Annotated in this window: 13 protein-coding genes; 9 read left to right on the forward strand and 4 right to left on the reverse strand. The window is 61.4% G+C overall.

Annotated features, from left to right (window positions below; translation table 11 throughout):
* Nucleotides 1-80 precede the first annotated feature (80 nt).
* Entirely contained in the window at nt 81-260 is a 180-nt protein-coding gene (locus tag GV819_RS02460; RefSeq protein ID WP_011060254.1) for a PA1571 family protein, read from the forward strand.
* 75 nt (nt 261-335) lie between these two features.
* Here the strand turns inward: GV819_RS02460 and pdxB are convergent, their stop codons facing one another.
* Nucleotides 336-1,478, reverse strand: a complete 1,143-nt coding sequence (gene pdxB, locus GV819_RS02465; RefSeq protein WP_161753163.1) for a 4-phosphoerythronate dehydrogenase PdxB — start codon at nt 1,476-1,478, stop codon at nt 336-338.
* A gap of 189 nt (nt 1,479-1,667) precedes the next feature.
* Here pdxB and GV819_RS02470 point away from each other — a divergent pair, with 189 nt between their 5' ends.
* Nucleotides 1,668-3,077 (forward strand): MATE family efflux transporter, encoded by a 1,410-nt coding sequence (locus GV819_RS02470; RefSeq protein WP_161753165.1) that lies wholly within the window; start codon nt 1,668-1,670, stop codon nt 3,075-3,077.
* Here GV819_RS02470 and tusA read toward each other — a convergent pair.
* Nucleotides 3,074-3,325 carry a sulfurtransferase TusA gene (gene tusA, locus GV819_RS02475; protein WP_161753167.1) on the reverse strand — a complete coding sequence of 84 codons (252 nt, stop codon included), beginning with the start codon at nt 3,323-3,325 and terminating at the stop codon, nt 3,074-3,076. The genes GV819_RS02470 and tusA overlap by 4 nt on opposite strands.
* 193 nt (nt 3,326-3,518) lie before the next feature.
* The gene (gene rlmM / locus GV819_RS02480) at nt 3,519-4,586 is read right to left on the reverse strand and encodes a 23S rRNA (cytidine(2498)-2'-O)-methyltransferase RlmM (RefSeq protein ID WP_161753169.1); all 1,068 of its coding nucleotides are present in this window, start codon (nt 4,584-4,586) and stop codon (nt 3,519-3,521) included.
* Nucleotides 4,587-4,794: 208 nt separating this feature from the next.
* Between rlmM and acnA the strand changes: the two genes are divergently transcribed.
* The 3 genes from acnA to GV819_RS02495 all read left to right on the forward strand — a co-directional run bounded on the left by acnA (nt 4,795) and on the right by GV819_RS02495 (nt 10,292).
* Entirely contained in the window at nt 4,795-7,536 is a 2,742-nt protein-coding gene (gene acnA, locus GV819_RS02485) for an aconitate hydratase AcnA (RefSeq protein ID WP_161753172.1), read from the forward strand.
* Nucleotides 7,537-7,716: 180 nt separating this feature from the next.
* The gene (locus GV819_RS02490) at nt 7,717-8,508 is read left to right on the forward strand and encodes a CPBP family intramembrane glutamic endopeptidase (protein WP_161753174.1); all 792 of its coding nucleotides are present in this window, start codon (nt 7,717-7,719) and stop codon (nt 8,506-8,508) included.
* A 218-nt stretch (nt 8,509-8,726) separates the two neighbouring features.
* A complete protein-coding gene (locus GV819_RS02495) occupies nt 8,727-10,292 on the forward strand; it encodes a methyl-accepting chemotaxis protein (protein ID WP_161753176.1) in 1,566 nt (521 codons plus the stop codon).
* Between the two features lie 176 nt (nt 10,293-10,468).
* Here the strand turns inward: GV819_RS02495 and GV819_RS02500 are convergent, their stop codons facing one another.
* Entirely contained in the window at nt 10,469-11,164 is a 696-nt protein-coding gene (locus GV819_RS02500) for an alpha/beta family hydrolase (protein WP_161753178.1), read from the reverse strand.
* 99 nt (nt 11,165-11,263) lie between these two features.
* Between GV819_RS02500 and ccoN the strand changes: the two genes are divergently transcribed.
* From ccoN to ccoP, 4 genes are read left to right on the forward strand one after another with little or no spacing between them, the layout of a single operon-like run.
* Nucleotides 11,264-12,688 (forward strand): cytochrome-c oxidase, cbb3-type subunit I, encoded by a 1,425-nt coding sequence (gene ccoN, locus GV819_RS02505; protein WP_161753181.1) that lies wholly within the window; start codon nt 11,264-11,266, stop codon nt 12,686-12,688.
* A 10-nt stretch (nt 12,689-12,698) separates the two neighbouring features.
* Nucleotides 12,699-13,307, forward strand: coding sequence for a cytochrome-c oxidase, cbb3-type subunit II (ccoO, locus tag GV819_RS02510; protein ID WP_161753183.1), 609 nt, complete (start codon nt 12,699-12,701; stop codon nt 13,305-13,307).
* 3 nt (nt 13,308-13,310) lie between these two features.
* Entirely contained in the window at nt 13,311-13,541 is a 231-nt protein-coding gene (locus GV819_RS02515; protein WP_161753185.1) for a cbb3-type cytochrome oxidase subunit 3, read from the forward strand.
* Nucleotides 13,538-14,485, forward strand: coding sequence for a cytochrome-c oxidase, cbb3-type subunit III (gene ccoP, locus GV819_RS02520; RefSeq protein ID WP_161753187.1), 948 nt, complete (start codon nt 13,538-13,540; stop codon nt 14,483-14,485). The genes GV819_RS02515 and ccoP overlap by 4 nt, the downstream gene beginning before the upstream one ends.
* Nucleotides 14,486-14,953: the final 468 nt, after the last annotated feature.

Raw genomic sequence — 14,953 nt, forward strand, 5'->3', positions numbered from 1 at the left:
CCTGCCCTGGCGGCGATCTGTAACAGCTTGGTCACCCGGCCATTCTAAAGTAAGCACACAACCTGATGAGGAGACAGGCCATGTCCTTGCAACACAGCAGCAATGACAAGATTCAAGTGATCCGTACCCAGCCGAACCAGTCTCTGGGGTGTGCCATCATCGACGCCCAGGGTCGCGAAGTACCGATTACTGAAGACATGATCCAGAACGCCTGCCGCGAACTGGAAAAGCGACTGGTCAAGCCTGCTCGGCAAGATTGACACTCAGCCTCACGTCCTCTTGACCCGGCCTTATGGCCGGGTTTTTTATGCACGTTTTCCAGCCGGCGAACGGATTCAGACAGCGCTGGCGCCAAGGGCGTGGACAATCTGACTCAAGGCCGGCGACGCGCCCTGAATCCGCACTTCCAGGCCATCAATCTCGCGACGCTCCGGGTAATGCTTGCGCAGGCCATCGAACGCACTGCGCTGCTGGGCGACATCGTCGACCAGGCTGCGACGAAAATCCGCATCGTCACGCCGCGGGTCGTACACCGCCCGACAGATCATCGCCAGCGCCCAGGTCGGATCTGCGTTGGCATTCAGGCTGACCTGCGGCACCCAGGGTGCCGGCAACAAGGTGGCCAGGCTGACTTGCTCGGCCTGGCCGAGGAAACGGCAATACGCCTGGTAGATCTGCGCAGTCCCGCGCTGCTTGCCGTCCAGGCTGTAGCCGGCAATGTGCGGCGTGGCCAACACACACAGATCCGCCAGGGCGCGATCCACTGCCGGCTCTTCTTCCCAGACATCCAGCACCGCCTGCAGGTCCTCGCGCTCTAGCAGCACTTCACGCAGCGCCTGGTTATCCACCACCGGACCACGGGCCGCGTTGATCAGCCAGGCGCCGTGCTTGAGCCGGTTCAGCCGCTGCCGGTCCAGCAGGTGCCAGGTTGAATGCTCCCCGTGCTTGATCAGTGGCGTGTGCAGGCTGATGACGTCGCAACGCTCGAGCAACTGCTCCAGGCTGACATAGTCGCCGCCTTCAGCCGCCTGCCGCTGCGGGTCACAGACCAGGACCTGCCAACCCAGGCCGCGCAGCACCTTGATCAACCGCCCTCCAACTTCACCCGCACCAACCACGCCATAACAACGACGGGCCAGGTCCACGCCTTCGATTTCGGCCAGGGTCAGCAAGCTGCCCAGTACATAGTCCACCACGCCGCGGGCATTGCAGCCCGGCGCGCTGGACCAGGTGATACCGGCCTGCTGGAAGTAGTCCAGGTCCAGGTGATCGGTGCCAATGGTGCAGGTGCCGACAAAACGCACCGGGCTGCCCTCCAGCAACTGGCGATCAACCTGGGTTACCGAGCGCACCAGCAACACATCTGCCTGCTCGACACTGGCCCGGTCGATAGCGCGGCCGGGGAAGCGCCGAATCTCGCCGAAGCCGGCAAAAAACTCTTCGATCAGGGGGATATTTTCGTCGGCAACAATCAACATGGCAGGCTCCTCTTGCGGAGCCGCAGTGTAGGCGCAGAAGACCGGGCGGGCCAGCACGGCTTGTGCTTGAGCGGCCATTTCCTCCAGGCCCGAGAATTACAAATCCACAACACTGGAGTTTTTCCTGACCACTGTGTCAACGCGTAGACTGTCGCGTCCCGCGCAACACGCCTATGGACGCTACGCCCCGTGAACTCCGTAACCGCTTCCCCCTCCACCCCATCCATCAGCCGCCCTGCCCGAGTTGGCCGCGAACTGCGCGACCTGCTGGTACTGGCCCTGCCCATCATGATTGCCCAGGTGGCCACCACTGCCATGGGTTTTGTCGACGCCGTGATGGCCGGCCGAGTCAGCCCGCGAGATCTGGCGGCTGTGGCCTTGGGCAACTCGATATGGATTCCGGTGTTCCTGCTGATGACCGGTACTCTGCTGGCCACCACGCCCAAAGTGGCCCAGCGCTTTGGTGCCGGCAACTCGCACGAGATCGGCCCCTTGGTGCGCCAGGCCTTGTGGCTGGCCCTGGTGGTCGGTTTGCTGGCAACCCTGATCCTGATCAGTGCCGAGCCAGTACTGCACCTGATGAAGGTCGATCCGGAGCTGATCGAACCCTGCATGGGTTACCTGCGCGGCATTGCCAGCGGCCTGCCGGCGGTGGCGCTGTACTACGTGCTGCGTTGCTCCAGCGACGGCCTGGGGCGCACGGTGCCGAGCATGATCATTGGCCTGTGCGGCCTGGCCCTGAACATCCCTATCAACTACATCTTCATCTATGGCCACTTCGGTGTGCCGGCCATGGGCGGCGTTGGCTGCGGCTGGGCCACGGCCATCGTGATGTGGGCAATGATGTTCGGCATCGCCGGCTGGACCCACTGGGCACCGGCGTATCGGAAGATTGATCTATTCGGCCGTTTTGATAGGCCGCAATGGGCCGTGATCAAGCGCCTGTTGAGCATCGGCCTGCCCATCGGCATCGCGGTGTTCGCCGAGTCGAGCATCTTTGCGGTGATTGCCCTGTTGATCGGTAGCCTGGGCGCCACGGTGGTCGCCGGGCATCAGATCGCCCTCAACGTCAGCTCCCTGATGTTCATGATCCCCTACTCCCTGGCCATGGCGGTGACCGTGCGCGTCGGCCAGGCCCTGGGGCGCGAGCAACCGCGTAATGCGCGCTTCAGTGCCGGGGTCGGCATGGGCACTGCACTGGCTTACGCCTGCCTCTCCGCAAGCCTGATGTTCTTGCTGCGCGAGCCCATCGCGTCGATCTATACCACCGACCCGATGGTGGTCCAGGTGGCATCGATGCTCCTCGTGTATGCGGCGCTGTTCCAGTTCTCCGACGGCATCCAGGTGACGGCAGCGGGCGCACTGCGCGGCTATCAGGACACTCGCGTGACCATGATCCTGACCCTGTTCGCTTATTGGGGGATCGGTTTGCCAGTGGGTTACGCCTTGGGCCTGACCGACTGGTTCGGTCCCGCGCGGGGCCCGAGTGGCCTGTGGGAAGGCCTGATCGTCGGCTTGAGTTGCGCGGCGCTGATGCTGTCGATCCGCCTGACCCGCAGTGCGCGCAGGCAGATCCGGATCAGCCGCTCGGCAGACTAATCGAGCTTCTTGCGAATCCAGTAGAGGTAGGTACCGGCCTCTTCCTGCTGCGCCACCAGTTCATGCTCGAGAAATACGCAGAACTTGGGAATGTCGCGGCGGGTAGAAGGGTCGGTGGCGATCACTTTCAACAGCCCGCCTGCTGGCAGGTCACGGATATGCTGATGCAGCATCATCACTGGCTCAGGGCAATTGAGGCCAGTGGCGTCGAGGGTGCCGTCAACCGGCGTATCAATGATTTGACTCATGGTTCACTCCTGAAACTGGCCGGCATTGTCGCGCAATGGCGTCATCCGGTCATCTGTTGCCACTCACCTATCGGCTGGCGCTAGTGTTGGTGGACGCCACTCACGCCCTGCAGGAGCTGGCTTGCCAGCGAAAGCCCCCTCAAGACCAACACCAGACTCAAGGAACGCTTCGCCAGCAAGCCGGCGCCTACCACTATTTGGACTTTTTCAGGTCCAGGCGTCGCAGGTGGCAGGTCACCTCTTCACGATCGTGATACAGCTGCTTGCAGCCAACAGCGACACGAATCCCCCGAGCCTTGAAGCCCTCCTCGATCCGCTCCAGCAAGCGCTTCACTTCGGCATAGCGCTGCTTCATCGGCAACTTCAGGTTGACCACCGCTTCACGGCAATGGCCCTCGCCGATCCAGGTTTCCAGTAACGCCGCATTGCGCGCCGGCTTCTCGACGATGTCGCAGACCATCCAGTCCACTGGCTGCCGTGGCTTGTAGGTAAAGCCGTCCGCCATCAGGTGCTGCACCAGGCCGGTGTCCATCAGGCTCTCGGCCATCGGCCCATTGTCGATGGCGGTCACCAGCATCCCACGGTTGACCAGTTGCCAGGTCCAGCCACCCGGCGCGGCGCCCAGGTCAACCCCGGTCATGTCGCTATGCAGGCGCTCGTCCCACTGATCCCGGGGGATGAAGTGGTGCCAGGCCTCTTCCAGTTTCAGGGTCGAGCGGCTTGGCGCTTCTCGGGGGAACTTCAGCCGTGGAATACCCATCGGCCACATCGCCGAGTTACCGGAATCAGCCAGTCCAACGAACACCTCCCGCCCACTCTTGAAGGTCAGCAGCAAGCGCGGCTTGGCAGCGTCCTCCACCAGCTTGCCGGCAGCGGTCAGGGCCTTGCGCAGCGGTCCCTCGAACTTCTTGCAGAAATTCGACAGTTCCTTGCCATCGTTGGTATCCACCACCTCCAGCCACAGGCTGCCGCACTGGGGGAAACTCGCCAGGTAGGCCAGGATCACGCTGATGCGATCGGTTTCCGGCAGGTCGATGAAACCGCCTCGCGCCCACTGCCGGGGAAAGATCAGGTCGGCAAAACGCAGCCCTTGCATCAGGCGTTGGGCGCCGTCGTCCTCGGTGCAGATGAACTCGGCGCAGGCGGTGCTGGGCTTGGCCTTGGCGTAGCCGGCGACATTCAGTCGGGCCGCGTGGTCGGCGATCTCGGAGCAGACTTCGCCCTCGAAACCGGGCCGGCAATGGGTAAACAGGGTGTTCATGGAATCTCCTGGGCAACTGGCGATGAATCGATGCGCAAACTTGCCCTGTAGCAAAGCCTGTCACGAAAACCGGCGCATGATAACCGAGTTCGGAACCTTGGACTGAGCCCAGGAGTCCAGTGATTAGCTATAAGCCCCAAACAGAGCTAGGTTAACTCTCTGTCCGTATCACAGGCCCGTAGCCGTGCGGGCCAAAAGGAGTCATTCAATGCCATCCCTTGATAGCCTGAAAACCCTTAAAACCCTAAAAGTCGACGACAAGACTTATCACTACTTCAGCCTGCCGGATGCCGCCAAGAGCCTGGGAGATATCGACGCCCTGCCCATGTCGCTGAAGGTCCTGCTGGAAAACCTGCTGCGCTGGGAAGACGGCAAGACTGTCACCGGCGCCGACCTCAAGGCCCTCGCGGCCTGGCTCAAGGAGCGCCGCTCCGATCGCGAAATCCAGTACCGCCCGGCAAGAGTCCTGATGCAGGACTTTACCGGCGTGCCCGCCGTGGTCGACCTGGCGGCCATGCGCGCAGCCATGGCCAAGGCCGGTGGTGACCCGCAGCGGATCAACCCACTGTCGCCGGTGGACCTGGTGATCGACCACTCGGTGATGGTGGACAAGTTCGCCAGCAGCAGCGCCTTCGAACAAAACGTCGACATCGAGATGCAGCGCAACGGCGAACGCTACGCCTTCCTGCGCTGGGGCCAGAGTGCCTTCGATAACTTTAGCGTGGTACCGCCGGGCACCGGCATCTGCCATCAGGTCAACCTGGAATACCTGGGGCGCACCGTCTGGACCAAGGAGGAGGATGGCCGCACCTATGCCTTCCCCGACACCCTGGTGGGCACCGACTCCCACACCACCATGATCAACGGCCTTGGCGTTCTGGGCTGGGGCGTGGGCGGGATCGAGGCCGAGGCGGCGATGCTTGGCCAACCGGTGTCGATGCTGATTCCGGAAGTCATCGGCTTCAAGCTCACCGGCAAGCTGAGAGAAGGCATCACCGCCACCGACCTGGTACTGACGGTGACCCAGATGCTGCGCAAGAAAGGCGTGGTGGGCAAGTTCGTCGAGTTCTATGGCGACGGCCTGGCCGACCTGCCACTGGCGGACCGCGCCACCATCGCCAACATGGCCCCGGAGTACGGCGCCACCTGCGGCTTCTTCCCGGTGGATGACATCACCCTCGACTACCTGCGCCTGTCCGGACGCCCGAGCGAGTTGGTGAAACTGGTGGAGGCCTACAGCAAGACCCAGGGCCTGTGGCGCAAGCCTGGCAAGGAGCCGTTGTTCACCGACAGCCTGGCACTGGACATGAGCACCGTGGAGGCCAGCCTCGCCGGCCCCAAACGGCCACAGGATCGAGTTGCACTGCCCAATGTGGCCCAGGCTTTCACTGACTTTATCGACCTGCAGTTCAAGCCCACCAGCAAGGAAGAAGGCCGCCTGGAAAGCGAGGGCGGTGGCGGTGTCGCCGTGGGCAATGCGGACCTGGTAGGCGAAACCGACTACCAGTACGACAACCAGACTTACCGCCTGAAAAACGGCGCGGTGGTGATTGCCGCCATCACCTCTTGCACCAACACCTCCAACCCCAGCGTGATGATGGCGGCCGGACTGGTGGCAAAAAAAGCGGTGGAAAAAGGCCTGCAACGCAAACCCTGGGTCAAGAGTTCACTGGCGCCCGGCTCCAAGGTAGTGACCGACTACTACAAGGCGGCAGGCCTGACACCCTATCTGGACCAGCTGGGTTTCGACCTGGTGGGCTACGGCTGCACCACCTGCATCGGCAACTCCGGCCCGCTGCTGGAGCCGATCGAGAAAGCCATCCAGCAAGCCGACCTGACGGTAGCGTCGGTCCTGTCCGGCAACCGCAACTTCGAAGGCCGGGTGCATCCACTGGTGAAAACCAACTGGCTGGCCTCACCGCCCCTGGTGGTGGCCTATGCCCTGGCCGGCACGGTGCGTATCGACATCAGCAGCGAACCCCTCGGTGAAGGCAAGGATGGCAAGCCGGTGTACCTGCGAGACATCTGGCCCAGTAGCAAGGAAATCGCTGACGCCGTGGCCCAGGTCAACACCCGGATGTTCCACAAGGAATACGCCGAGGTATTTGCCGGTGACGCCCAGTGGCAAGCCATCGAAGTACCGCAAGCCGCCACTTATGTCTGGCAGGACGATTCCACCTACATCCAGCATCCACCGTTCTTCGACGACATCGCCGGCCCCCTGCCGCAAATCAAGGATGTCAGCGGTGCACGGATATTGGCACTGCTAGGGGACTCGGTGACCACCGACCACATTTCCCCCGCCGGCAACATCAAGACCGACAGTCCCGCCGGACGGTATCTGCGTGACAAAGGCGTGGAACCACGGGATTTCAACTCCTATGGCTCACGGCGTGGCAACCACGAAGTAATGATGCGCGGCACTTTCGCCAACATCCGCATTCGCAACGAAATGCTCGGCGGCGAGGAAGGCGGCAACACCCTGTACATTCCCACCGGCGAGAAACTGGCGATCTATGACGCCGCCATGCGGTACCAGGCAGCAGGCACACCATTGGTGGTGATCGCCGGCCAGGAATACGGCACCGGGTCCAGCCGCGACTGGGCCGCCAAAGGCACCAACCTGCTAGGGGTCAAGGCAGTAATCGCCGAGAGCTTCGAGCGCATCCACCGCTCCAACCTGGTGGGCATGGGCGTCCTGCCCTTGCAGTTCAAACTCGACCAGAACCGCAAGAGCCTGAAGCTCACCGGCAGGGAAACCCTGGACATCCTCGGCCTCAGCGACACGCAATTGACGCCGCGGATGAACCTGACCCTGGTGATCACCCGGGAGGACGGCAGCCAGGAGCGGATCGAAGTGCTGTGCCGCATCGACACCTTGAACGAAGTCGAATACTTCAAGTCCGGAGGGATACTGCATTACGTATTGCGGCAACTGATCGCGTCCTGATCCCGCGCAAAACCAGACACCGCCTTCGGGCGGTGTTTTTGTTGGGCTGTCGTGTACAACTCAGCTGGTTATACTTGCCGCCGCTCAGAACCTGACTCATCGGTCGCAATAACGACTACAGATTCGGCGCTGAACAACGTTTCAGTAATACCTTTCTTTCTTCCGCAACAAGGATTCCACATGATTGCTCTGCCATGGATGTATCTGGCACTCCTCTCCATTGGCTACGCACTGGCCCTGAGCTACGGGCAACTGGGGCTACTGGCCGCCCTCTCGATCTTCCTGCTGCTGTGTGCCGGGTTCGCCGTGCGCCAGCAACGCAGCCGTATCGGCCAGTACCTGGGCCACGGCCTGTTTGTGGTCGTTGCCCTGGCGCTGGCCATGCACTGGCTGCCCGGTTTCTACAATGGCCGGGGCATTGACCCGCAACGCTTCACGGATGACGCAGTGCCCTTCTCCATGTACCTCAACCAGGACAAGCCGCTGATTGGCTTCTGGCTGCTGCTGGTCTGCCCGTGGATCGTCGGACGCCGCTCGCTACGTCTGTCGGTATACGCAACGGTCCTGGCCCTGACCCTGTGCGCTGTCGCGGCATTGGGTGGTGCACTGCTGCTGGGGATCATCAGTTGGGCGCCGAAGTGGCCGGATCAGGCCTGGCTATGGGTACTGAACAACCTGCTGCTGGTGACCCTGGTGGAAGAGGCCCTGTTCCGTGGCTATATCCAGGGCGGCCTGAGTCGACGCTTCAAGGCCCTGCCCTACGGCGAGAATCTGGCCCTGCTGTGTGCAGCCCTGTTGTTTGGCCTGGTGCACCTGGGGGCCGGTTGGCAATGGACGCTGCTGGCGGCCATCGCCGGAGTCGGCTACGGTCTGGCCTATCGATTTGGTGGCCTGGGCGCTGCGGTGGCCACTCACTTCGGCCTCAACCTTTTGCACTTTGGCCTGTTCACCTACCCGATGCTCGCCGGATAGGCCGCCGGAAATTTGCCCAAACCAGTACTTCAGAACTATTGACTGCCAAGGAAGAAAGTCAATGATTAGCCTCTCGCCAACGCCGGCAAAATCCTGGCGCCGCATTTTGCAAGCGGCCCCTTCCGCTAATGGGATCCAGTGCCGATTATTGAAAAATAATTTCAATAATCGGCTGAAGCGGCCGACAAACCCTCAAAGCCTTGCGGATTGAAAAAGTCATGCGTAATAACCAGCCTGTCACTCAGCGCGAACGTACCTTCCCGGCTCAACAGCGGTTGATTTCCACCACCGACGCCAAAGGCGTGATCACCTACTGCAACGACGCCTTTGTCGAAATCAGTGGGTTTTCCCGTGAAGAACTGGTTCGCGCACCGCACAACCTGGTCCGCCATCCTGATGTGCCAGCGGCCGTGTTCGCGCACATGTGGGGCACGTTGAAACAAGGCTTGCCATGGATGGGCATCGTCAAGAACCGCTGCAAGACCGGTGACCATTACTGGGTCAATGCCTACGTGACACCCGTGTTCGAAGGCAGCCAGGTGGTGGGTTACGAATCGGTTCGGGTCAAACCCACGGCCGAACAGGTGCGTCGCGCAGAAGCCCTCTACCAGCGCATCAACCAGGGCAAGTCGGCCATTCCGAAACGCGACAAGTGGCTGCCGGTGCTGCAGGACTGGCTGCCATTCATTCTGGTCAGCCAACTGAGCTTCATGATCGGTGCCTGGCTCAACTCCCATTGGGGCTTCGCCCTGGCTGCAGCGCTCTCGGTACCGCTGGGCCTGATGGGGCTGAGCTGGCAACAGCGGGGCCTTAAACGCCTGCTGCGCCTGGCCGAACAGACCACCTCCGATCCGCTGATCGCACAAATGTACACCGACAGCCGTGGCGCCCAGGCACGCCTGGAAATGTCGATCCTGAGCCAGGAAGCCCGTCTGAAAACCTGCCTGACCCGCTTGCAGGACACCGCCGAGCACCTCAACGAACAGGCTCGACAGTCCGACGTCCTGGCCCACAACAGCTCCAGCGGCCTGGAGCGTCAGCGGGTCGAGACTGAACAAGTGGCCACTGCGGTCAACCAGATGGCCGCCACCACCCAGGAAGTGGCCAGCCACGTACAACGCACCGCCGATGCCACCCAGGAAGCCAATCGCCTGACCGGTCGTGGCCGGGACATTGCCGGGGAAACCCGCGAAGCCATCCAGCGTCTGTCGGTGGTGGTCGGTGAAACCGGCGTGACCGTGACCCAACTGGCCAAGGACAGCGACGAAATCGGTGGCGTGGTGGATGTGATCAAAGGTATCGCCGACCAGACCAACCTGCTGGCCCTGAACGCTGCCATCGAAGCGGCCCGTGCCGGGGAAATGGGCCGCGGCTTTGCCGTGGTAGCCGATGAGGTTCGCCAACTGGCGCAGCGCACCAGTGAATCCACCGGACAGATCCACACCCTGATCGCCAAGCTGCAGCAGACCGCTGCCAGCGCCGTGCAGACCATGGACGCCGGCCATCGCCAAGCGGAGGAAGGTGTAGCCCGGGTACTGGAAGCCGACCAGGCACTGGTAGGCATCAGCGAAGCGGTGGCCAACATCACCGACATGACCACCCAGATCGCCGCCGCGACCGAAGAGCAAAGCTCGGTGGCCGAAGAGATCAGCCGCAACATCAGCACCATCGCGCAACTGGCGGACCAGACTTCGGAGCAGGCCCAGCACTCGGCCGAACTCAGCGAAGCCCTGACCCGCACCGCGCATACCCAGTACTCGCTGGTGGAGCGTTTCAACCGCTGAGCCCTTGGCCCGGCGACAAAAAACCGCAAGCAGCTGCTTGCGGTTTTTTTATGCCTGGGCCTGAACCCCAGCCATCACTGCAGGAGCGAGCTTGCCGGGCAAAAATCTCGACGCCCGCCCCTGCACTTCAAGTGCCTGAGCACAGCGATATCGAGCCAGCTCGCGCCTCCTGCGTCTTAGCGCAATGCTTGCAGGAACCCGACAACCTTGCCCGCAGCGGAGTCAAGATGCTGCTCATGGGTGAACCCGGAGGCCTTCAGCGGCTTGAGGTCGTGATCAGCAGCCGTCAGCCAATACAGCTCGATACTCGGTGCCAGTGAATAGGCCTCGACCGCCTGGCGATTACCCAAGGCGTCACGCTCACCCTGCACGATCAGCGTCGGGGTAGCCAGTTCTGCCAAGTGCACCACCCGCGGCTTCTCCGGCTTGCCCGCGGCATAGAACGGATAACCCAGACACACCAGCGCATCGACCTGCAGCTCATCCGCCAGCAGACTGGCCATGCGCCCGCCCATGGACTTGCCCCCCACCGCCAACACCCCAGTGACATAAGGTCGCACCCTGGCATACACCTCGCGCCAGCATTCCAGCAGCCTGGGCGTCGGATTGGGGGGGCGCTTGCCACCCTCCAGACGCCGCTGCGCCATGTACGGGAACTCGAAGCGCAAAACGTTCACGCCATGCCCGGCAAGGCGTACAGCCATGTCACTCATAAACCCACTGTCCATTGGCGCGCCAGCACCGTGAGCCAGGATCAAGGTCGGTGCCTGCAGTGGATCGGCAACCCGGGCGACCTCCCACAACCAGCCCTGTTCCTGCACGCACTGCGCCCATTGATCCCCGTCAATACTGGCCTTGTGCTCATTGCTCATGCTTGCCTCGCTTTTAGTCTGCCTATAACTCCAGACGAAGTGAGCGCGCCTTGCCGTGCGCAGTCGCTTTCACTTCAGCTGAACCGTGGATGGGGAACCATGAACACTTCTATTAGTACCGCCTACAACTACAAGGTGGTCCGCCAATTCGCCATTATGACGGTGGTGTGGGGCATCGTCGGCATGGGGCTCGGGGTTTTTCTCGCTGCCCAGTTGGTCTGGCCCGAACTCAACTTCGATTTACCGTGGACCAGCTTCGGCCGTCTGCGTCCGTTGCATACCAACGCAGTGATCTTCGCCTTTGGCGGTTGCGCACTGTTTGCCAGCTCGTTCTACTCGGTGCAACGCACCTGTCAGACCCAATTGTTCGCGCCGAAAATCGCCGCGTTCTGCTTCTGGGGCTGGCAGTTGGTGATTGTGCTGGCCGCGATCAGCTTGCCGTTGGGCTACACCACTTCCAAGGAATACGCCGAGCTGGAATGGCCAATCGCGATTCTTATCGCCATTGTCTGGGTGGCCTACGGCATCGTGTTCTTCGGCACGCTGATGAAGCGCAAGACCAAGCACATCTACGTCGGTAACTGGTTCTTCGGTGCGTTCATCATCACCGTGGCCATCCTGCACATCGTCAACCACGCGTCCCTGCCGGTGAGCCTGGTCAAGTCCTACTCGGCGTACGCTGGTGCGACAGATGCCATGGTGCAGTGGTGGTACGGCCATAACGCGGTAGGTTTTTTCCTCACCGCAGGCTTCCTCGGGATGATGTACTACTTCGTGCCGAAACAGGCCGAGCGTCCGGTGTACTCCTATCGCTTGTCCATCGTGCACTTCTGGGCGCTGATCACCCTGTACATCTGGGCCGGCCCGCACCACCTGCACTACACCGCGCTGCCGGACTGGGCTCAGTCCCTGGGCATGGTGATGTCGCTGGTACTGCTGGCTCCGAGCTGGGGCGGCATGATCAACGGCATGATGACCCTCTCGGGCGCCTGGCATAAGCTGCGCAGCGATCCGATCCTGCGCTTCCTGGTGGTGTCCCTGGCGTTCTACGGCATGTCGACCTTCGAAGGTCCGATGATGGCGATCAAGACTGTCAACGCCCTGTCTCACTACACCGACTGGACCATCGGCCACGTACACGCCGGCGCTCTGGGCTGGGTAGCGATGATCTCTATCGGTGCGCTGTATCACCTGATTCCAAAAGTCTTCGGCCGCGAGCAGATGTACAGCGTCGGCTTGATCAACACGCACTTCTGGCTCGCCACCATCGGCACCGTGCTCTACATCGCTTCGATGTGGGTCAACGGCATTGCCCAGGGCCTGATGTGGCGCGCAATCAACGATGACGGCACCCTCACCTACTCCTTCGTCGAAACCCTGGTGGCCAGCCACCCAGGCTTCATCGTGCGACTGGTCGGTGGTGCGATCTTCCTCAGCGGCATGTTCCTGATGGCTTACAACACCTGGCGCACCGTGCGTGCCGCGGTGCCAGCCGAAGTCACCGCCGCTGCGCAGATGGCCTGAGGAGTTCGCCATGAAACACGAAACGATTGAAAAAAACGTCGGCCTGCTGATGCTGCTGATGGTCTTCGCGGTGAGCATCGGCGGTCTGACTCAGATCGTCCCGCTGTTCTTCCAAGACGTCACCAACAAGCCGGTGGAAGGCATGAAGCCCTACACCGCCCTGCAGCTGGAAGGTCGCGACATCTACATCCGCGAAGGCTGCGTACAGTGCCACTCGCAGATGATCCGTCCGTTCCGCGCGGAAACCGAACGCTATGGCCACTACTCGGTAGCCGGTGAAAGCGTCTGGGATCACCCGTTCCTGTGGGGTTCCAAGCGTACCGGTCCGGATCTGGCCCGAGTCGGCGCCCGCTACTCCGATGACTGGCATCGTGCGCACTTGTACAACCCGCGCAACGTCGTGCCTGAATCGAAAATGCCGGCCTACCCATGGCTGGTGACCGCACCGGTGGACAGCAGCCATACCGAAACCAAGCTCAAGGTCATGCGCACTCTTGGTGTGCCTTACACCGACGACGACATTGCCGGTGCTACCGCCTCACTCAAGGGCAAGACCGAGATGGACGCCCTGGTGGCCTACCTGCAAGTGCTCGGCACTTCGATCAAGAGCAAGAGGTGAACCATGGGTTTTGAACTCGATAGCGGCATGATCCGCGGCCTCGGGACCCTGGTGGTGATGATCGCCTTCATCGGCTTGTCGATCTGGGTGTTCAACTCAAAACGCAATCCCGAGTTTGCTCAGGCACGCCTGCTGCCCTTCGCCGATGACCCGCAAGCGGGCTCGGCACCGGCCGGCAACACAACAGATGACGCTCAACCTCAAGAGCCTGCAACAAGGAGCATTCGGCCATGACCACCTTCTGGAGTACGTGGATCTGCGTACTGACCATTGGCAGCCTGATCGGCCTGACCTGGCTATTGGTCGGCACCCGCAAGGGTGAAACCAAGGGCAGTGTCGACCAGACCATGGGCCACGCCTTCGATGGTATCGAGGAGTACGACAACCCCCTGCCGCAATGGTGGTTCCTGCTGTTCGCCGGGACCCTGGTGTTCTCGGTGGGTTACCTGATCCTTTATCCGGGCCTGGGTAACTGGAAAGGCATCCTGCCGGGCTATGAAGACGGCTGGACCCAGAACAAGGAATGGGAAAAGGAAATGGCCAAGGCCGACGTCAAATTTGGGCCGATCTTCGCCAAATTTGCAGCCATGCCCGTGGAAGAAGTGGCCAAGGACCCACAAGCGCTGAAGATGGGTGGACGCCTGTTCGCCTCCAACTGTTCGGTCTGCCACGGTTCCGACGCCAAGGGTGCCTATGGCTTCCCTAACCTGGCCGATAACATCTGGCGCTGGGGTGGCAGTGCCGAAACCATCAAGGCCAGCATCATGGGTGGTCGTCACGCAGCCATGCCAGCCTGGGGCGAAGTGCTCAAGGAAGACGGGGTGAAAAACGTAGCCGCTTATGTACGTCACGAACTGGCCGGCCTGCCCCTGCCTGCGGACAGCGATGCTGACCTGCAAGCAGGACAGCAAGCCTTCAGCACCACCTGTGTCGCCTGCCACGGCGCCAACGGCAAGGGCACCGAGATCATGGGTGCACCTGACCTGACCCAACCGGCCGGCTTCATCTACGGCACCAGCCTGGCCCAACTGCAACAGACTATTCGCCATGGTCGCCAGGGCCAGATGCCGGCGCAGAGCGAATTGCTCGGCAACGACAAAGTGCAACTGCTGGCCGCCTACGTGTACAGCCTGTCGCACAACAACAGCGATAAGTCGCAAGCAGCAAGCGAGAAGTAAAAAGAGTAACGGCAAGCTGTGAGTTTCAAACTTGCAGCTTGCCGCTTTGAAGCATCCCCCTCCGCTCCTTTGCGACCAAGTGTCGCACCCTCTCTGCCCCTTCGTTTGCACTGATCTGAATCAGGTCTAAGCTTGCCCGGAAGTGGGCTGACAACAGTCAGTCACAGGCCAACGGTATCCGTAACGCTCGAAGCTTCTGCTCGATGACAGGCCGCAAGAGCTGGTTTCTACCGGCTGTCGACTCGCTTACCGCCTGTCAGCTGATCCATCAGCTTCCACACGCCCGGTTACAACTAACCTGAAACCCTGACTTTCTTGTCCACTGCGACAGTTTGTCCGAGGGCATTTTTTTGTCCCTACTCGGCATAGGGAAAGGCCGCAGAATCAGGCATGGAACGCATTGACCCAGGTCATAGCGCGTTGCAATGACCCCCTGCTTTCTCCATACTTGCGGCCGATTTTCATCCC

This window comes from Pseudomonas sp. Fl5BN2 (assembly GCF_009908205.1).
In the GTDB taxonomy this organism is placed as follows: Bacteria; Pseudomonadota; Gammaproteobacteria; order Pseudomonadales; family Pseudomonadaceae; genus Aquipseudomonas.